This window comes from Stieleria bergensis, assembly GCA_007745635.1.
Taxonomy (GTDB): Bacteria; Planctomycetota; Planctomycetia; order Pirellulales; family Pirellulaceae; genus Stieleria; species Stieleria bergensis.
The window spans coordinates 1,524,981-1,543,494 of record CP036272.1 but is presented as its reverse complement, the minus strand read 5'-3'; the positions used below and the strand labels follow the sequence as shown (position 1 = coordinate 1,543,494).

General features: G+C 56.4%; 13 protein-coding genes. 12 read left to right on the top strand and 1 reads right to left on the bottom strand.

Annotated features, from left to right (window positions below):
• Positions 1–93: 93 nt before the first annotated feature.
• A complete protein-coding gene (locus tag SV7mr_RS05120; RefSeq protein ID WP_145269839.1) occupies positions 94–1,095 on the bottom strand; it encodes a hypothetical protein in 1,002 nt (333 codons plus the stop codon).
• Between the two features lie 378 nt (positions 1,096–1,473).
• Here SV7mr_RS05120 and SV7mr_RS05115 point away from each other — a divergent pair, with 378 nt between their 5' ends.
• The 12 genes from SV7mr_RS05115 to SV7mr_RS05060 all read left to right on the top strand — a co-directional run bounded on the left by SV7mr_RS05115 (position 1,474) and on the right by SV7mr_RS05060 (position 18,325).
• Positions 1,474–2,583: a glycosyltransferase gene (locus tag SV7mr_RS05115; protein ID WP_419188447.1), complete on the top strand. Its 1,110-nt coding sequence runs from the start codon at positions 1,474–1,476 to the stop codon at positions 2,581–2,583.
• Between the two features lie 119 nt (positions 2,584–2,702).
• Positions 2,703–3,308: a lysophospholipid acyltransferase family protein gene (locus SV7mr_RS05110; RefSeq protein WP_145269835.1), complete on the top strand. Its 606-nt coding sequence runs from the start codon at positions 2,703–2,705 to the stop codon at positions 3,306–3,308.
• A 224-nt stretch (positions 3,309–3,532) separates the two neighbouring features.
• Complete coding sequence (gene guaA, locus SV7mr_RS05105; RefSeq protein ID WP_145269833.1) at positions 3,533–5,128, top strand: glutamine-hydrolyzing GMP synthase; 1,596 nt, start codon at positions 3,533–3,535, stop codon at positions 5,126–5,128.
• Positions 5,129–5,130: 2 nt separating this feature from the next.
• Positions 5,131–6,807 (top strand): energy-dependent translational throttle protein EttA, encoded by a 1,677-nt coding sequence (ettA, locus tag SV7mr_RS05100; protein ID WP_145269831.1) that lies wholly within the window; start codon positions 5,131–5,133, stop codon positions 6,805–6,807.
• A gap of 141 nt (positions 6,808–6,948) precedes the next feature.
• Positions 6,949–7,188, top strand: a complete 240-nt coding sequence (locus SV7mr_RS25080; protein WP_419188116.1) for an RNA polymerase subunit sigma — start codon at positions 6,949–6,951, stop codon at positions 7,186–7,188.
• Between the two features lie 132 nt (positions 7,189–7,320).
• Positions 7,321–11,478 carry a hypothetical protein gene (locus SV7mr_RS05090; RefSeq protein ID WP_145269827.1) on the top strand — a complete coding sequence of 1,386 codons (4,158 nt, stop codon included), beginning with the start codon at positions 7,321–7,323 and terminating at the stop codon, positions 11,476–11,478.
• 90 nt (positions 11,479–11,568) lie between these two features.
• A complete protein-coding gene (locus SV7mr_RS05085) occupies positions 11,569–13,089 on the top strand; it encodes a rhamnulokinase (protein ID WP_145269825.1) in 1,521 nt (506 codons plus the stop codon).
• A 20-nt stretch (positions 13,090–13,109) separates the two neighbouring features.
• A complete protein-coding gene (locus SV7mr_RS05080; protein WP_145269823.1) occupies positions 13,110–13,718 on the top strand; it encodes a 5-formyltetrahydrofolate cyclo-ligase in 609 nt (202 codons plus the stop codon).
• 198 nt (positions 13,719–13,916) lie between these two features.
• On the top strand, positions 13,917–14,918 hold the full coding sequence (locus SV7mr_RS05075) for a ketoacyl-ACP synthase III (RefSeq protein WP_145269820.1): 1,002 nt from the start codon (positions 13,917–13,919) through the stop codon (positions 14,916–14,918).
• Positions 14,919–15,317: 399 nt separating this feature from the next.
• Positions 15,318–15,878, top strand: a complete 561-nt coding sequence (locus tag SV7mr_RS05070; protein ID WP_419188115.1) for a YqgE/AlgH family protein — start codon at positions 15,318–15,320, stop codon at positions 15,876–15,878.
• 28 nt (positions 15,879–15,906) lie between these two features.
• The gene (locus tag SV7mr_RS05065; protein ID WP_145269816.1) at positions 15,907–16,800 is read left to right on the top strand and encodes a metallophosphoesterase; all 894 of its coding nucleotides are present in this window, start codon (positions 15,907–15,909) and stop codon (positions 16,798–16,800) included.
• Complete coding sequence (locus SV7mr_RS05060; protein ID WP_145269814.1) at positions 16,793–18,325, top strand: sensor histidine kinase; 1,533 nt, start codon at positions 16,793–16,795, stop codon at positions 18,323–18,325. The genes SV7mr_RS05065 and SV7mr_RS05060 overlap by 8 nt, the downstream gene beginning before the upstream one ends.
• The last annotated feature ends 189 nt before the right edge of the window (positions 18,326–18,514 follow it).

Here is an 18,514-nt window from a genome sequence, read left to right as displayed (position 1 = left end):
GAAGCCGACCGGAGAAGCCAATTTGGGAGGCCAATCACAGCCCCGCAACGAGGGGGGAAACGATCAACCAGCATCGCTGAATCCAGCGATGCTTTAGAACTGAGGATTCGGACGACGCCAATCAAGTTGCTGAGTGCTGTCGAGCGGACGCACGGGATTCTGAACCGCGGGCGGTTGCGATCGTGTTGTCGGCATCGGAGATGCCCCCGAAGTCGCTACGACCCTCCCTGGCTCGGCCGCTTGTGGCACCCCGGCGGTGGAAAAACCGCTGGGCTGACGAATCATCGGCTGGCTGTAGGCAGCTGGCTGGTTGTAATGAGCTGGTTGGTTGAAACCAGCTGGCGAGACCGGTTGCAACCCCTGACCCGTTGCCCGATGAAATCCAGGTCCTGGTTGCAGCGAAGCAGCAGGCACCAAGCCGGGAGCCTGGTAAGCATTGGTTTGGTAACCATTGGAACGATAACCCGGTGGCGGTGGCGACTGAGTCAAATCGATGGCTTTCATGGCGCCGGGAAGCGACGAGGATCGATTGATGTTGTCCATCGCCGGAGGAATCCGGTTCGTCGCGGGACTCGCCTGTGTGGACCAGTTTGCGGGCTGAACCGCTCTGCCACCAAAGGGGACAGACGGAGAAACAGCACCCGCAGGCATGACTGCCCCGGCCGGATTCGTCCCCATCACCGACGGCGTCGGCACAATCCCCACGGCATTCCATCCATTGGGAGTGGTTTGATTGTAGGAAGTGCTTCCCAGTGGCTGGATCTGAGTGCTCACCGGACTTGCTGGCTGGGCCGGCAAGTTGGACGGCAGATTGTATGGATTGGTCGGCGCATAGGATCCCGTGCTAGGCGGTGGCACGCGGGTCGCTTGACCGAAGGTTGGCGCCGCAGGCATGACTGGAAAGCCAGCGGCGGGTTGTGCAGGCTGCATCGCCCCAGGAGCCACTGGATAGGCCGCGGTCGAATTCGGATTCCGGCAACCACCCAAGAGCGTGATCCCGCAGGCAGCGAGTACCGCGGGGATCAAGAGGTTCCATCCAGACCGAGACTCGGTGTTACTGGACATGCCACGGTGGTTTTCTGGTCGCAATTTCATGGTCAATCATCAAAACAGAATCGGGAAGCTCATTGGCTTTAACAAATCTGCAGATTTTGCGTGAAGCCCAACCTGAGTGGATTGATGAAAAAGGATGCGGAATTGACAGAATCGTTAAAGATTCGCCGTTTTGGCGCTCAAAGACGACCGGTCTCGGACAGTTAGCAAAAACTGGCGGTTTCAAGCAACTGGGTAAGCTATGGGATAAGCACCCGATGATGTGCACCGCGCGATGTCTGAATCCATCTCCGACTGATCCCACCGAGTTAGCAGATGCTAGCGGAATTACAGAGCAGAATTCGACGACGGCTAGGCAGCCCGCCGCAGCGCTGCCCATCCATCCAATTGCCGCTGCGCTGTCAATTCCTGATCACCAGCATGCCCGTTGGCGGCGCCGAAACGCTGCTGGTCAATCTAATGCGGCGTCTGGACCCCAATGTGCTGCAGCCGGAAGTGATTTGCCTGAAGGAACCGGGGCCACTGGGGGAACAAATCCGCGACGAGTTTCCTGTCCACAGTCAACTGATCGGCAGCAAATACGACGCCACGGTGTTGTATCGCCTGGCACGTCTGATGCATCACAGCCAAACCGATGTTGTGATCACGGTTGGCGCTGGCGACAAAATGTTCTGGGGGCGTTTGGCCGCGCGGCTCGCACGCGTCCCGGTGGTGATCTCCGCCCTGCACAGCACTGGCTGGCCCGACGGGGTGGGGCGTTTGAACCGTTTATTGACGCCACTGACGTCAGCCTTCATTGCGGTGGCCGATTCTCACGCGGAGTACTTGGTTCACCAGGAGCGATTCCCGGCAAACAAAGTGCATGTGGTTCGCAATGGTGTCGACTGCAATCGATTCGCTCGCGACCCGGCTGCCAAAAAACAAGTCTGTGCGGAACTCGGCTTACCAACCAGCGTCCAGTTCGCTGGCATCGTAGCTGCCTTGCGTCCCGAAAAGAATCATGCATTGCTGGTCGCTGCGGCAGCCAAGCTGCGCAAGGTGCACCCCGATCTGCACTGGCTGATCGTGGGCGACGGCCCCGAGCGTGAAGGGATCGAGTCACAGTGCCGACAATTAAACGTTGCCGATCGCGTCCATTTGCTGGGCGTCCGACACGACACACCTCGGCTACTTTCGGCACTGGATGTCTTCACGCTCTGCTCACTCAACGAAGCGTCACCGGTTTCGATTCTGGAAGCATTGGCCTGCGAAGTTCCCGTCATCGCCAGCGATGTGGGGTCCGTCGGCGAAACGGTTCTCGAAGGCCAAACGGGCCTGTTGTTTGCGAACGAAGACCTGGAGGGCATGATCGCGGGTCTCAATCAATTGCTAGGCGACGGTCTGTTGCGGGAAAGGATGGGGCGGACAGGTCGCCAACTGGTGTTGCGGACCGGTTCGCTTGAATCGATGGTCAAAGGATACCAGCGGTTAGCGACTTCGCTGTACGACAACGTCACAGGGGCCTCGTCATCAGCGGGCGTTGCAGTTTAGAATCAGGGGTTGTGAGTTCTGGCAAGCCTGCGTTGGCCAGAACTGGTTGCTTTGCCATTGTGCCCGCTGTGCCATTGACCCCGCTGGCTTCTGAAGTCTTCCTGCGTTGACGTGATGCTATGAAAATTACCAGTCATGTCATCGTGATTTTGGCGAAGCTCTTCACCGGCTTCACTGTTCGCTGGAAAGATTGCCAGCCGGACACCTGCCAGCGCGTGTACTTTGCCAATCACACCAGTCACCTTGACGCGGTCGTGCTGTGGTCGGCATTGCCCACCGAGATTCGCGCTCTGACGCGGCCGGTGGCTGCCAAAGACTACTGGTCCAAGGGCTGGCTCAAACCGCGAATCGCAGCCAGCTTTAATGCGTTGCTGATCGATCGCAAAGGCATCAAAGTCCACCGCAGTCCGCTGGACATGATGTTGGAACAAATGGGCGACATTTATTCGCTGATCGTCTTTCCCGAGGGCGGCCGCAGCGCTACCGGGGAAATGGGCGCCTTTAAGAGCGGCCTGTACTACATGGGCAAGAAACGGCCAGATTTGGAACTGGTGCCGGTTTACATCGACAACGTCAACCGCGTGCTACCGCGTGGCGAAGTGCTGCCAGTGCCGCTGTTAAGCTGCATCACCATCGGCGCGCCCATCTTTCTGGAAACCGGTGAATCGAAGCAAGCCTTTTTGAAGCGTGCCCGCGAGGCGGTTCTGAAACTGAAAGAAATGTAATGCCAGGAGCGCGATTTCCGTCACGTTGGGCCCCTTGGGAAATAGGCGGCAATTTCCTACACTTCCCCCTAGCGACGCATGTTGGCACCTAGCGACGCATTTTGGCTGCCCGCCCCGAGACCATTGAATCGGCTGGCACCTCTTAGACACCATGTTTCGATCTCTACAGCGCCCCAAGCTGGACTTGGGCTGAACTGTAATCTTCCAACCCCGGTTACCTGTGCATGAGTGATTCGCACGAGCGTCAATCCGACCTGTCCAACTCATTGACTCAGCAGCGCATCGTCGTACTGGATTTCGGCTCACAGTACGCCCAGCTGATTGCTCGTCGCGTTCGTGAACAGAACGTGTATTGCCAAATCCTTCGCCACGACCTGTCCGCCCAGCGAATCGCCGAACTGGCTCCCAAAGGCATCATCCTTTCGGGTGGCCCATCGAGCGTTTACGAAGACGGGGCCCCACGCTGCGACCCCGAGCTCTTCAAGCTGGGCATTCCAGTGCTAGGCATTTGCTACGGCATGCAATTGGCTTGCGAAGCCCTGGGCGGCAAAGTGGCCAATGCAACCAGTCGCGAATACGGTCACGCCAGCTGTGAAATCCTTGAACACAGCAACGGCGACGACGATCTTTTCGCCGGCCTTGAAGACAGCATTGATGTCTGGATGAGCCACGGAGATCAGGTTTCGCAGATCAGCGAACAGTTCAGCACACTGGCTCAAACCTCGACCTGCCCCTTTGCTGCCATCAAGCACGATTCGCTGGCAGTCTACGGCATGCAGTTTCACCCCGAAGTCACCCACACGCCGCAGGGCGGCCAGATCCTTGCCAACTTTGTTCGCAACATCTGTGGCTGTGAAGGCAGCTGGCAACTGAGTGACTTCGCCGAAGCATCGATCCAGAAGATTCGCCAACAAGTCGGCTCCAAACGTGTGATCTGCGGACTCAGCGGTGGCGTTGACTCCTCGGTCGTCGCGGCCATGCTGTACAAAGCCATCGGGCCTCAGCTGACCTGCATTCTGATCGACAACGGGTTGCTGCGCAAGAACGAACAGAGCTTGGTGATTGACGAGTTCACCAACCACTTCAAAACCGACCTGCATGTTGTCAACGCCGAAGACAAATTCCTGGCGTCGCTAGCAGGTATCAGCGAGCCCCAGGAAAAGCGCCGCCGCATCGGACACGACTTTATCGAGTGCTTCAAAACGGAAGCCAACGAAATCGAAGACGCACACTTTCTGGCTCAGGGCACTCTGTATCCCGACGTAATCGAAAGCGGCGCCGATCCCGATGGCCCCGCGGCAACGATCAAACTGCACCACAACGTTGGTGGTCTGCCAGATGAGCTTGGCTTTGAACTGATCGAGCCGCTACGCGACCTGTTCAAAGATGAAGTCCGCCGCTTGGGACTGGAACTGGGATTGCCGGAATCGCTCGTTTGGCGTCACCCCTTCCCAGGCCCTGGCTTGGCCGTGCGTTGCCTGGGTGAAGTCACCAAAGACAAATTAGTTGTGCTGCGAGCAGCAGACGCGATCGTGATCGAAGAAATCGAAGCAGCGGGCCTGTACCGCGACACCAGCCAAACCTTTGCCGTGCTGCTGCCCGTGCAAAGCGTCGGCGTCATGGGCGACGCGCGAACGTATGACAACGCAATCGCGGTTCGCAGCGTGAACACGGACGATTTCATGACGGCCGATTGGAGCCGCTTACCGTACGACTTATTAGCTCGTATCAGCACCCGAATCATTAATGAAGTTCAAGGCGTGAACCGAGTTTGCTACGACATCAGTAGCAAACCTCCGGCGACGATCGAATGGGAGTGATCATGTCAAGGCAATTCATTTATCAAGTCGAAGGCCTGACGAAAAAGCATGGCCAAAAAGCAGTGTTGGAAGACGTCCATCTGGCGTTCTATCCCGGTGCAAAGATTGGCGTCCTGGGACCCAATGGTGCCGGTAAAAGTACCCTGATGCGAATCATGGCCGGCCAGGACACCGAGTTCGATGGCACTGCGCGGCTGAGCAAAGGATTCACCGTCGGCTACTTGGAACAAGAGCCGCCGCTGGACGAAACCAAAACCGTTTTCGAGAACGTGCAAACGGCCGTCGCCGAACGCCGTGCAGTGGTCGATCGATTCAACGAAATCAGCATGCTGCTGGGCGACGTCACTGACGACGACGAAATGCAGAAGCTGTGCGACGAAATGGCGACCCTCCAAGACACCATCGACACCTACAACTTGTGGGAACTCGATCGGCAAGTCGAAGTCGCCATGGCGATCATGAACCTGCCACCGGGCGACGCCGATGTCAGCAAACTCTCCGGTGGTGAACGGCGGCGTGTGGCGCTATGCCAACTGATGATTCGGCAACCTGACCTGCTGTTGCTTGACGAACCGACCAACCACTTGGACGCTGAAAGTGTCAGCTGGCTGGAACAGCACCTGGCCAAGTACCCCGGCACCGTGGTCGCCGTGACTCACGATCGCTACTTCTTGGACAATGTTGCCAAGTGGATTCTGGAAATTGACCGCGGCCGTGGGATTCCCTTCGAAGGCAATTACACCGCGTGGCTGGAAGCTCGCCAGAAACGAATGGAACTGGAAAAGCGACAAGCCAAGGCCAAAGAAAAAACACTGGCTCGCGAACTGGAATGGATCCGCATGAGCCCCAAGGCGAGACAAGCCAAAAGCAAGGCGCGGATCAAAGCCTACGATGACTTGGCCTCACAGACCTTCGAGGATCGTCCGGACGAACTGGAGATCCAAATCCCCTCCAACCGCAACCTGGGTGACTTGGTCATCGAAGGTCAAAACATCCACAAAGCCTTTGGCGAGAAAGAATTGATCAAAGATCTTTCCTTCCGTCTGCCGGCCGGTGGGATTGTTGGTGTGATCGGTCCCAATGGCGCTGGGAAAACCACGCTGTTCAAGATGTTCACCGGCCAAGAAGAACCCTGCCAAGGATCGTTCAAGATCGGCGAAACCGTTGACCTGGGCTACGTCGACCAAAGTCGAGATGAACTGGACGACAACAAATCGGTCTTCGAAGAAATCAGTGGCGGAACCGAAACCATCATCTTGGGTGGCCGAAACGTGAACGCCCGAGCCTACGTGTCCCGGTTTAACTTCCGTGGCCCCGACCAAGAAAAATTGGTCGGCAAGCTTTCCGGTGGTGAGCGAAACCGCGTTCACCTGGCCAAACTGCTGCGACGTGGCTGCAACGTTCTCCTGCTTGACGAACCAACCAACGACTTGGATGTCGATACGCTGCGTGCGCTGGAAGAAGCGATCCTTAACTTTGCTGGCTGCGTCGTGGTCACCTCCCACGACCGCTGGTTTCTGGATCGACTTGCCACTCACATCTTGGCCTTCGAAGGCGACGGCAAAGTCACCTGGTGCGAGGGTAATTTCGAAGTCTATGAACGCAGTTTGCGTGAACGACTTGGGGAAGACCCTGATCAAATCAAACAAGCTCGATACAAGAGCATTCACGCCGGTTGATCGAACGGCACGCCTGGACCTATCCTGTTAGCCCTCTGACTGCCAGCGGCAGCGATTGCGTTTTACCAGGCATGTCCCGGTGCCGATCAATCAAACCAGCAAGCAAACATTCAAACCCCTCTCCCTTCAGCACAGCAAATCATGACTATTCTGCGAATCGGAACCAACGAACAATACTCCAATAACTGGGACAGCATCTTCGGAGAAGCCAAGGCGGCGAAGAAGACCACCAAGAAAGCCACCAAGAAGAAGGCGACGAAGAAAAAAGCCACCAAGAAGAAGGCCACTAAAAAAGCAGCCACAAAGAAGGCCACTAAAAAGAAAGCGACCAAAAAGAAAGCCGCGAAGAAACCAGTGAAGAAGAGCAGCAAGAAGAAATAGCCTTCGACTCGTCCTCACGGTCGACGTCAGTATCCTTTGCACCAACCTGTGAATCAGGACTGCACAAGGGTCCGCCGACCACTTGCCTGTTGGGCTTGCCCAAGCCTCGACTCCTTTTAGTCCCCCGCCACAATGTCCAACGAGCCGGTTCCGCAAACGATCAAAGAGTCGCTCAAGCGGCTAGCCGGCTATCTGAATTTTTCAGGTGGTAGTGATGCCAGTGACATCACGGCGCTGTGGAATGAGGTGTATCAGCGTGCCAGTCACGGAAACCCGCTAACGGGCACGCCGGCTTGGTTGGTCTTGCACAATTGGATCGAAGAAACCCTTTCGGAACTGGCTTCGGAACAATCGGCGTTCAGCAACTGCGATCAAGCACGCACCATTGCTCGCTTGCTGTTAAGCGAACTGTTGCCCGCCTACATGGATTACCATCGCGACCTGTTGTTTCATCAGGAACCGGAGATCCTGTTCAATGGCCTGTTCTTTGCCCAGGCTTCGCAGGTCTTGCTGCGTCGTTACACCGAATCAGGCGAAAGCCAGCACGACGCTGCTGCACGATCGCAACTGGTCCAGGAGACGATTGAAGAACTGAATGACTTCGTGGGTTATCGCCCCGTGGCCATTCTTGAAAATCGCCCCTGTCAGCCGTACCCGCATGAATTTGTGCGGCCGATCCCCTTGTATGTCACCGATGTTGGCGTCAGTGCAGGCCCTTTCCAGGAACTGATCGAACGCTCCATCGGGATCTTGCAAAACACAAGCGGCGATGTGCTGCGAGCGGCATCGTTTCACTTTGACCAAATGGATGAACTCGCGCTTGACCCGCGCGCTTATGACTTTGATCATCCAGTCAATCGTCGCCCCAACTATCACTTTGGTGGCTGGGATGAACGAAGCGTCAATGCCGAAGGCTTCTACAGCCGCTTCGTGGTTCGTCAGGTCACTCTGGAATCGTTGCTTTCACGGGTCGAGCAAAAACTCAAGCAACAGCCAGAGATTCAGCGCGATGAACTGCTTGATGAAGCCGCGACGGTGCTTGCCGGCACGATCTTGATGGCCAGCGGCATCAGTGGCTGGGGGCCGTCGGCTTATACCAGCGATGTCACGCTGGGAACGCTGATGAAGCCGATCGCCGAGTTTCGCGACGCGTTCTACGAAGATCGCCTGCATCAGTTGACCGGCCCGCACCGCGAACGACTGGAAGACGAACAGAAAGCTCGGCGGCAACCCTTTGGCGCTGCCCGCCAAAACCTGAACGCGGCACTTGCCGAGCGACGTGCAATTCAGTTGCAACACGTTCAGCTGGCCCGACTGTACGCGCGAATGGGCTACCCGGATGCCGCATCCAAGCAAACCGACATTGTGCCGGCGGCTTCAGCGCGGATGATCTGCCGGATTGATTGCCGCATGACGCTTGGGTTGCGAGCCTTGCGAAGCGGCAATCTCCAGCAAGCGATGGCCGTTCCGGAAGAAGTCTTTGATCTGATCAAACGCTCCATTCACTGCGGCGCACTTTGTGATCCGCGTGATTTAATTGGCTTCGGTGGCGAGTTCAGCTTGCATCCCAGCCCCGACTGCACGGTCCATGATTCACGTGTCGATGACCTGTTGTATCTGATTGATCAACTGTTCAGTTACCTGGCTCGGCTGTGGAGCGAAGCGGCCGCTCGCAACGACAGCGAAGCCTATGCCAAGATCAGTCACCTCTACAGTGAGATCGCCCAGTGGTGGCGTCAGTATGGTGCGCATACGGTCGAAGCCTTAGAAGCTGCTGACCCGCTGGAGTCCTATGACTCGGCCAGTCTGGTTGCCCGTGCCCTGAGAATCTGGCACGAAGGCGGTGCAGCTGCGGGCGATGTGAAGTTCTGGGCTCCGCACGCGGAATTCTTTGACTCTCCCAGAGCCTATTCACTGGTCATCACAGCCTTGCTGGAACGGGCGGACTTCCTGCCTGCGATGGCGCTCTTGATTCACTGGTTGGGCAACGCCGGCGAGATCGGCCTGCGGCAGGGTGCCAACTCATTGCCACGCTTGGCCGAACGCTGGCTCCTGAAGCTGCGACGACATGGCCTGGGGCATCCTGAATCCGACCATCCCGTCGACAGTGACGCAGAACCGGCCCGTCCGATCGATTCCAGTTCCAGTTCCAGTTCCAGTTCCAGTTCCAGTCCCATCGAACGCTCCGAAGTCTGGACGCTGACACGGAAATTGATGGACTACCTGGAAGCCAATGCCGAAGACTTTTGGTCGGCGCCAACCTTTCAGCTCGGCGAAGAAAATCGCACACCAAAGGACTGGGAACAAGAGCTTGCCGATGCTGAGCATGGCGATCCGGATGACATCTATGCATCCTTGAATGAAGGCCGGACCTACAAAGACTCGACCGATGACGGCGTCGACGGCCAAGTCTTCGAACCGGCCAACGAAGCCAGCCATAACGAACTCGAATTGGAATGGAAACGCTTGACCGATCGGTTGGCGTTCCTGCAATCCCTTTCACGCATGTGGTCCGTTGCCGCCGACGTCGTGGCCACCGACGATGACGATGCACCGCAGCGAGCAGCCGAACAATTGGACTCGCTCCGCTCGTGGGCCAGACGAGCCAAAGAGAATCGCGTTGGCCTGTTGGAATTGCTCGACAGCGTCCGCAACTACAATGTTGCCCCGGCCGGCAGCGACAAGGACTCGATGCGAGATTACGACCGCATCCGCGTGCTGCGTGATTCGTTAATGGAACGGATCATCGGAGCAGCCGTTGAAATGTCCGACGCGCGACGTTTGATTTGCGGAACCATCCTGTCACACGTCAGCCGACAGCCAGAGATTTTCCAACAAGACACCGCGAACAAACATAGCGCCGATTACGCTGGCCTGGACGAGATGTCGGCGGATGATATTCAGGCGGTCAAACTGTATGCCTCACTGATTGCCGGGCAGAGTGAAACGACGCGCAAGTTATTCCCCGACTATGTGCAAGCCATTAGCCAGGAAAACCTGCTCTACATTCCGCTCTCACGCGGTGGCGACCCGGTCAAGATCTACTTGGCTCGCCTGCGGCAGCGCGTCCTGCGACACCTGATGCACTGGCTGCCTCGTCGAGGCCTGATCAGTGAAACCTGTCGCTTGATTGAAGTCTCCCGTCAAATGGAACAAGAGAACATCGTCGGCATCGGTGCAGTGACCGAATTCGATAGCTTGTTCCGCGATGGCTTTACCTCGCTGATCGATGCACTGACCGCCTCCGTCGCCCGCCAGCATTCGTTACAGCAACTGAACGAAGACGAAGACCTGATCGACGACGTGTTGATCCCCTTGGTCGAACGCATGACCGAAACCATGCTCGGCTCATGGCTGGCGCATAGCACGACGCTTCGACTGTCCCCTTTAGAGTCCGTCAGCGATCCCAAGGCTTGGAAGCTACTGGTGGACTTCATTCGCAAGTATGGCGATCCGATCTTTACCCAGGTCTTTTTGCAACTGAGCAACGTGCGTGCGATTCTGCACCAAGGCGTCGGAGACTGGCTGCAACGCGTCCTGGAAGAAGACGATCCGCAGATTCAAGACATGCGATTGTTCCAAGATCTGCAATCGGGTGAATTATCAATCGGTCAGGCGGAACGCTGGATCACGCTCGTGTACGAATCCTTATTGGATCATCACGCCGAGTACCAGGACTACAACAGCACGACCACACAAAGCGACCGTGGTGATCTGGTGTACATGTTCATGGACTTTCTGCGGGTCCGAGCAGGCTATGAACGCATTGCGTGGAACCTAAAGCCCGTGATGTGGGCTCATGAGGTGCTCGTGAAACGCTCGCTAGAAAAGGCCGCCATGGTCTGGCGACGAAGCTTAAGTGAGCGAATTGGCGCCGAGTCCGACAAGTTTGTCACTCGGCTGCGAAAGCTGCAAACCGAGTATTCGATGCGGATGCCGACCGTTGCTGATCGCATTCTAGAGCGTTTCATCCAACCGATGACGATCACTCGCATGCGAGCGTTAGTCAAACCAGCAATGCTAGACGCCGAAGCGGGCCGCGCCAGCAGACGCTTTGAACTGCTGGAAGAGGAAGCCGAGTTGCTGGCCCGCACGCCAACGGGCGCCGGCCTCGACATCCCGGCTTGGTTGACGGCACTCGAAGACGAAGTTGAGCAGCTTGCCAAACGCAACGCCAGCAGCGAGATCGATCCAGAATCACTGGTCACCATTCCGATCGTTCCGCTTTCGGTTGACCGATTAAGCCATGAAATCGAAATTGCGCAGTCGCAAGGTCGTCGCCTGAATTGATTTGACCTCGGCCATGCCCACCGCCGCGCGGCACCCCACCCCTTTTCCCACTTTTTAGCAAAAGCAAGCAAGACCCCCCGGAGGCTTCTGATGCGTGATGTTCATTTGGCGATTGACTTAGGCGCTTCCAGTGGTCGAGTGATTGCAGGCTATCTCAACGACAAGGGCATGCTTGAACTGGAAGACGTTCATCGCTTTGCCAATGATCCGCTGATGATTCAAGACTCGCTGCAATGGAACATCGATGCCTTGTGGGTCGAGATCCTGGAGGGGCTACGACTTGCCGCCGGGCGTTTTGAAAACATTCGCTCGGTAGGTGTTGACACCTGGGGCGTGGACTACGTTTTGATCGACCGGAACGGCCAAATCGCTGGTCCGGTGCGTCATTACCGCGACGCTCGCAACAACGGCGTCATTGAAAAAGCTTGTGAAGCACTTGGTGGCCCAGAGCAGGGCAGGGACAAGATTTTCTCTGCGACCGGCCTGCAGTTCTTGCAAATCAATTCGTTGATCCAGTTGTATTCGTCGGTGATCAACAAGGAATGCTGCATCGAAATCGCCGAGCACTTCCTGATGATGGGCGACTATTTTCATTGGCTGCTCTCGGGCAAGTACAGCATCGAAGCGACCAACGCGTCAACCAGTCAGATGTTGGACCCGCGCACCAAAACCTGGGCGACCGACCTGCAGGAATCACTGAGCATTCCAACAAAGATGTTTCAGGACGTGACCGCACCAGGGACTGTGTTGGGACCGGTCCAGCCAAGCGTCGCCACGGCCACCGGCTTGCAAGAGGTCCCGGTGATTGTGCCGGCCACTCACGACACCGCATCGGCCGTCCTAGCCGTCCCAGCGGAGGGCTTTGCCAAAGAGAAACCGGATTGGTGCTTCATTAGCTCTGGCACCTGGTCTCTGATGGGCTGTGAATTAGCCTCGCCAAAGATCACGCCGCTGTGCTCTGAATTGAACTTTACCAACGAAGGTGGTGTCGCTGGCAGCACTCGCCTGCTGAAAAACATCGGCGGCCTGTGGGTGTTTCAGCAACTGCGCAAAAGCATGACTCGGCGTGGTGAAACACCATCCTGGGAATCCATGGTTCAGGACGCCGCTGCGGCGACGCCCTTTGAAATCATCCTGGACCCTGATCACCCCGAACTGGCCGCTCCCGACGATATGCTAACCGCCATCGAACGCGTGGCGGAACAAACGGGCCAGAACAAGCCTGCATCGGTTGGCACTGCCTATCGCGCGGCGCTGGAATGCCTGGCGCTGCGCTACCGCGCCTGCCTGGGCATGCTGGAGCAATTGATTGAAAGCCCGATCAAGACCATTCACATCGTTGGAGGCGGCACGCAGAATGAACTGCTCTGCCAAATGACTGCCGATGCCTGCAACCGGACAGTGATTGCTGGACCGGTCGAAGCCACCGCCATCGGGAACGTCGCCATGCAAATGATTGGCCTGCAAGAACTGACCGCAGAACAGACCAAGCAAGCGATTGAAACGTCTCGTGAACTGGTCCGCAACAGCTTTGCGGTCAAGACTTTCCAACCGCAAGAACCACAGGCTTGGAACGAACCCTACGAACGATTCCAGCAATGGTACTGCTAGCCTGACGATCACGAATCACCATGCAAACGTCGCCCGATAAGTCCGCGCTCAGACGCACCGCAGCGCGTGCCCGTGCTCAGATCAGTGACAAGCAGTCCGTCAGCGAACAAATCATTGATCGGCTGATTGCCTCCCCCCCCTATCAACAAGCCCAGACGGTGCTCTGGTACTTGGATGTGCGCCACGAGGTACGAACCACCTGGTACGTGCAACAGCAACTCACGGGGGCTCTTCCGCCAGCACTTGGCCGGCGCACGCGCAAGCGGCTGGCGATCCCCTATTGCGTGGACGACGATCTACAGGTCTTTCGGCTCGATTCGATGGATCAGTTACAGCCGGGCGCTTATGGAATTCTGGAACCCAAGCCGGAGCTCCGAAACGATCCCAAGACGCAACTGCCGGTGGACCAGTTTGACCTGATCATCACGCCAGGTGTTGCGTTTGACCCACAGGGAGGCCGAATAGGGCATGGCAAGGGTTACTACGACCGCCTGCTGGCGAGGAAAGGGCAGCAGACGCTGGCAATTGCCCTCGCGTTTCACTGCCAAGTGCTCGACCGAGTCCCAATGAGTGCTCACGATGTTCCGATGGACTATCTTGTCACTGAAGACAGCTGGATGATGTGCTAAATCGCTCGCTGGGCTTAGAAAAGCGGACTCCGTCGATTTCCGCCTGGCAGTGGGATGCTTAACGAGCTGAAAACGGTCAGAGCAGTCTGGCTGGGGGTGCATCCGGACGCGGCGCCTGCTACTCTAAGATAAAAAAGAGCGTCCACCTCGCCGCAGTTTTTACCCGTCTCTTGTCCTGGCAACTTGGGGAAGCCGTCTGTGCCCTACGCCCAAATTGGACCGATCGCAGTTCAGCTGCCCGATCGCATTGAAACCAATCAACAGCTCCAAGACTTCTTTCCCAATTGGGATCTCAAGCTGATCGAAGACAAAACGGGGATCCAGCAACGACACATTGCAGCTGAGGGAGAAACATCCAGCGACTTGGCCGTGGCTGCAACTCGCAAGCTGTTTGAACAGCACCAAATTGATCCGGCCTCGATTGACTTTGTCTTGTTCTGTACACAGACGCCAGACTATCCGTTGCCAACGACCAGCTGCCTGATCCAAGATCGGCTTGGCCTGTCCACCGATTGCGGCGCCCTGGACTTTAATCTTGGCTGCAGCGGTTTTGTCTACGGCTTGGCCATGGCCGACGGTTTGATTCAAAGCGGGACTGCAAAGCGAATTCTGCTGCTAACAGCAGAAACGTACAGCAAGTTCATTGACGACGACGATCGATCGCTGCGAACCATTTTTGGTGACGGCGCCGCAGCAACGCTGATCGATGCGAGCGACCAACAATCGTTGTGGGGTTTCAAGTTCGGCAGTGATGGGAGCGGTGGTGACATGCTGCTGGTCGGTGACGGGGGTGCGCGTCCAGTCGAAGACAGCATTCAGCCACGGCATCGCAAACGCTGGAAAAGTCGCTTGTACATGGATGGCCCCAGCCTGATCAATTTCACTGTCGAAGCGATCCCTCGACTGGTCGAACAGATCCTCAGCGCCAATGGCCTCAAGGACGATGACATTGGCTACTATTTGATGCATCAAGCCACCTGGAAGATGCTCGATCAACTGCGCACCCGGATGGAAGTCGAACCTGAACGGCTACCCATTGAGCTCGCCAAGATTGGGAACACGGTGTCCTGCACGATCCCGATTCTGATCCATCAGATGCGCCAAAAAGAAAGCTGGAACCAAGAGTCCAACAACATGCTGGTCGGTTTTGGCGTGGGCTTGTCCTGGGCTGGCTGCCTGTGGAAAGACCTGTACCGTTAAACGCACAGGTCGGGCGGACGTGACGCATCTGGCGGCCGCCACACGCTTCCGTGCCGCCCCCTTCCGGCGAACGACGATCCCCCGCCATCTTTCCGCGAATCTGTTCCCAAACGGCCCGCACTGCGGCGGCGGATCCTCTGAACGTCACTGCACCGGCAGAGACTGGTGAGTGGCACAGGCTCATTTGCGAGACCGAGCGAAGGCGTTGGAACCCGAAACCGTCTCGATAGAATGTTGGCTTTGGTGCGGGTGAAGCAATTTCCCCCTGCTCGCGAGCGGGTTATGATAAAGGCGGAGGAGAATCCTTCGCCGAAGCCATCTTGTCGTCTGCCAGCCTGTCTTTGGCAGCGTCACAGCAGCAGCGATGCTCTTCCCACATCCAACCAAGATAGCAGCCTGATGCCTGAACCAATCAGCGGAAAACTTCTCGTCGCGTCACCGTATTTGAACGATCCGAATTTTTTACGGAGCGTGCTGCTGATCGTAAACCATGGCAGTGAGGGTGCGTTTGGATTGTCATTGAATCGCCCGACCGAACAACGGCTTAGCGAGGTGCTGGAAATGTCGATGCCGATGACTCCAGCCCGAGCCGATGACTACATCTTTGAAGGTGGCCCCGTTGAAGGCCCGCTGCTGGCTCTGCATGACCTCCCGGACCTCGGTGCTCCAGTGGTAGGGCACGATGGCAAGACTTGGATCACAGGCGACGAAGACCATTTGCGAATGCTGTTAACGCGAATCGACGCATCAGTGCGTTTCATTGCTCATTATTCCGGCTGGGGACCAGGCCAATTGGATGCCGAACTGAGCGCAGGCGGTTGGATGGTTTTGGATGCACTTCCTGAAATTGTCTTTGGACATCACGATCACATTTGGGAAACTGCCGTCAAGCAATGTGGCTTGGATGTCATTGCCTCACTTTCGCCGGGGGTCACGACCAGCGACCCCTCGATGAATTGACCGCTGGTGAGGTGAGACAAGAATTCAGATGCGGCGATTTGCGATCGGAGATATTCATGGATGCTCGAAAGCGTTGCACACGCTGATCGAGTGCATTGATCCTCAACCCGATGATGATCTAATCTTCCTGGGAGATTATGTTGATCGTGGCCCCGATAGTCGTGGCGTGATTGATTTGATCTTGTCCCTGCAAGACCAGTGCAATGTGATCGCGCTCAAAGGGAACCATGAAATCATGCTCTGCGGAGTTGCCTTCGGTGGCCTCGATCCGGACATCTGGATGCAATCCGGGGGGAAAGCAACGGTCTCTAGCTATGGTGGATCACTGGAAAAAATCCCAGCTTCACACCGCAGCTTCTTGCAATCCTTGAAGAACTTTCATGAAACCGACGGAGCCATCTTCGTTCATGCGAGTTATGATCCTAACCTTTCAATGGATCAGCAGAAAGACGAGCTTCTCTTTTGGAATCACCTGCCACCTGTTCCCAGTGAACATCAAAGTGGCAAACGCGTTTACGTTGGCCATACACCCCAGGGTGACGGGACCATCATGGACTTGGGGCACATCGTTTGTATCGACACCTATTGCTTTGGCACTGGCTATCTGACCGCAATGAATGTTGGTACCGACGAACTCATTCAAGTCGACAAAAAAGGCTTTCGACGGCGCGTCCCAGCCGAAGCGTTCTTTGCACTCATTAGTTCAGGCTGCAAACGTCTCAAGGGGCTGCTAAAACGCTCTCCCAACGTCCCCAGCCAGAGCAGCAGCGAACCGGCACGCAGGAAGCAACAACGGCCGGCCAGCCCATCCGCGGAGCCTGATCCCTCGCTGCTTCAAACCACTGCCGCCCCCTCGCCCACCGAATCAACCGTCACCGCTCAAGCGGTTTCCAGCGAACGGCAGGAATCGCTCGATGGCTAAACAAACAAGTTCACCGTCGACCAAACGCCGCTTGCAAAACGATGCTCCAGTAGCTGGCAGATCCACCTCCAGCGTGCCAATCAACCAACCGGTCTCGGAACCTCCCTCATCAAAGACACTCTCCCGCGTTCCCAGGCAACTCGGCAGCGGAGTCTCAATCGCCAGCAGCTCCGCCCCCAGTCCCGATGACAGTCAGTGGGCACGTCCCATTGACCATGTCGCCTTTCGCCCGCGCGCAAGCGCAACCATTGCGGGCATGCTGACGATTTTCTTGGCGATCTGGTTTTCTTCGCTCACAAGTGACTCCCCCACGGCAATCATCGTGGTCGCTGCGGCCAGCTGTTTCTTGGTGGGCACCATCACGATCGTGCACAATCTGCTTCGCTGGGAGAATGCTGAAAGCGTTTACGAGAAGGAACGTTCGGCAGCCGAGATCTGGCACAGTAAATTTTTGCGTTTGTATTCGCAGTGGGAACGCACGACATCCGTCCTGTCCCACATGACTGACGGCATTATCATGCTGTCTCCAGAGCTGAACATCGTTTTGATCAATGAAGCCGCCAGGCACTTGCTCGCGCTGCCAAGTGATCGGACATATCTGGGACGGAAGTTCTCTGAAATCATTCGCATTCCTGAAATCATCCGCGCTGTCAAGCAAACCGATGCCGACAGTACAGCGGCAGGAATCAATGTTGAAATCGTTGACGGGCACACCGTTCGCCCCATCGCGGTCCGCATCAATCCGATGGGCACCATTGATCGGCCTCACATGTTGCTGGTTCTCAATGACGAAACCGAACGCCAACGCTTGGAGGCGATTCGGCGCGAGTTTATCGCCAACGTTTCGCACGAATTGAAAACTCCCCTTGCCGCGATCAAGGGTTACGCCGAAACGGTTGAATTGGCGATCGAAGACGACCCTGAAGCCGCCATTCACTTTATCAGTCAAATCGATGATCAGTGCCGACGACTCGAAGCCTTGATCGCCGACATGATGAAACTGGCCCGCGCACAATCAGGGCCCGACACGCTGCGGATTCGCTCCATTGATCTCCATGAGATTATCCGCCAAGCAATGAACACCTTCCTGCCGGTCGCCGCAGCGAAGGAAATTGAATTGAGCGTCACCAGGCAAGCCAGCACCGACGACGACACTGAGAAAAGCCGCTGCATGGTGACCGGTGACGAAGAGGCGCTGCTGACAATCACGCAAAATCTGGTCAGCAATGCCATCCGACACACACCGCAAAACGGCCAGATCGCGATTCACTGCTACCCCGATGACAAGGGCGTTGTGCTAGCGGTAGAGGACAACGGCGTGGGCATTGCGCCTGAATATCAAGAACGTATCTTTGAACGCTTCTACCGAGTTGAGAACACACGAAAAACCCACGATGGTGGGACGGGCATTGGCCTTTCAATCGTGAAAAACCTCGTACGAGCCCTTAACGGAAACATTCAAGTCATTAGCAGCCCCGGCCAGGGAGCTCGATTCGAAGTCTGGCTCCCTTCACCATCCACCTAGGGGGGTCGCCTTCATAAAAGTTTAATGGCAAGAACTCCCCTGACGGCCTACACAATTCTGCGAAATAGAGCAGGATGTTGTACAACACTCTTGGTGGATTATCGAAAGGAATTGGAGTTTGTCCCAGAGAGGTTGCAGCGAAACACTTTCCATCGCGAATGCCGCTCTGTCCCTCAACACGATCAAAAC

Bases quoted from the DNA above. Each gene is read 5' to 3' on its own strand.
- SV7mr_RS05090 (WP_145269827.1), top strand. From the start codon at position 7,321: ATGTCCAACGAGCCGGTTCCGCAAACGATCAAAGAGTCGCTCAAGCGG.
- SV7mr_RS05065 (WP_145269816.1), top strand. From the start codon at position 15,907: ATGCGGCGATTTGCGATCGGAGATATTCATGGATGCTCGAAAGCGTTG.
- SV7mr_RS05060 (WP_145269814.1), top strand. From the start codon at position 16,793: ATGGCTAAACAAACAAGTTCACCGTCGACCAAACGCCGCTTGCAAAAC.
- SV7mr_RS05120 (WP_145269839.1), bottom strand. From the start codon at position 1,095: ATGAAATTGCGACCAGAAAACCACCGTGGCATGTCCAGTAACACCGAG.
- guaA (WP_145269833.1), top strand. From the start codon at position 3,533: ATGAGTGATTCGCACGAGCGTCAATCCGACCTGTCCAACTCATTGACT.
- ettA (WP_145269831.1), top strand. From the start codon at position 5,131: ATGTCAAGGCAATTCATTTATCAAGTCGAAGGCCTGACGAAAAAGCAT.
- SV7mr_RS05070 (WP_419188115.1), top strand. From the start codon at position 15,318: ATGCCTGAACCAATCAGCGGAAAACTTCTCGTCGCGTCACCGTATTTG.
- SV7mr_RS05080 (WP_145269823.1), top strand. From the start codon at position 13,110: ATGCAAACGTCGCCCGATAAGTCCGCGCTCAGACGCACCGCAGCGCGT.
- SV7mr_RS05110 (WP_145269835.1), top strand. From the start codon at position 2,703: ATGAAAATTACCAGTCATGTCATCGTGATTTTGGCGAAGCTCTTCACC.
- SV7mr_RS05085 (WP_145269825.1), top strand. From the start codon at position 11,569: ATGCGTGATGTTCATTTGGCGATTGACTTAGGCGCTTCCAGTGGTCGA.
- SV7mr_RS05115 (WP_419188447.1), top strand. From the start codon at position 1,474: ATGCCCGTTGGCGGCGCCGAAACGCTGCTGGTCAATCTAATGCGGCGT.
- SV7mr_RS25080 (WP_419188116.1), top strand. From the start codon at position 6,949: ATGACTATTCTGCGAATCGGAACCAACGAACAATACTCCAATAACTGG.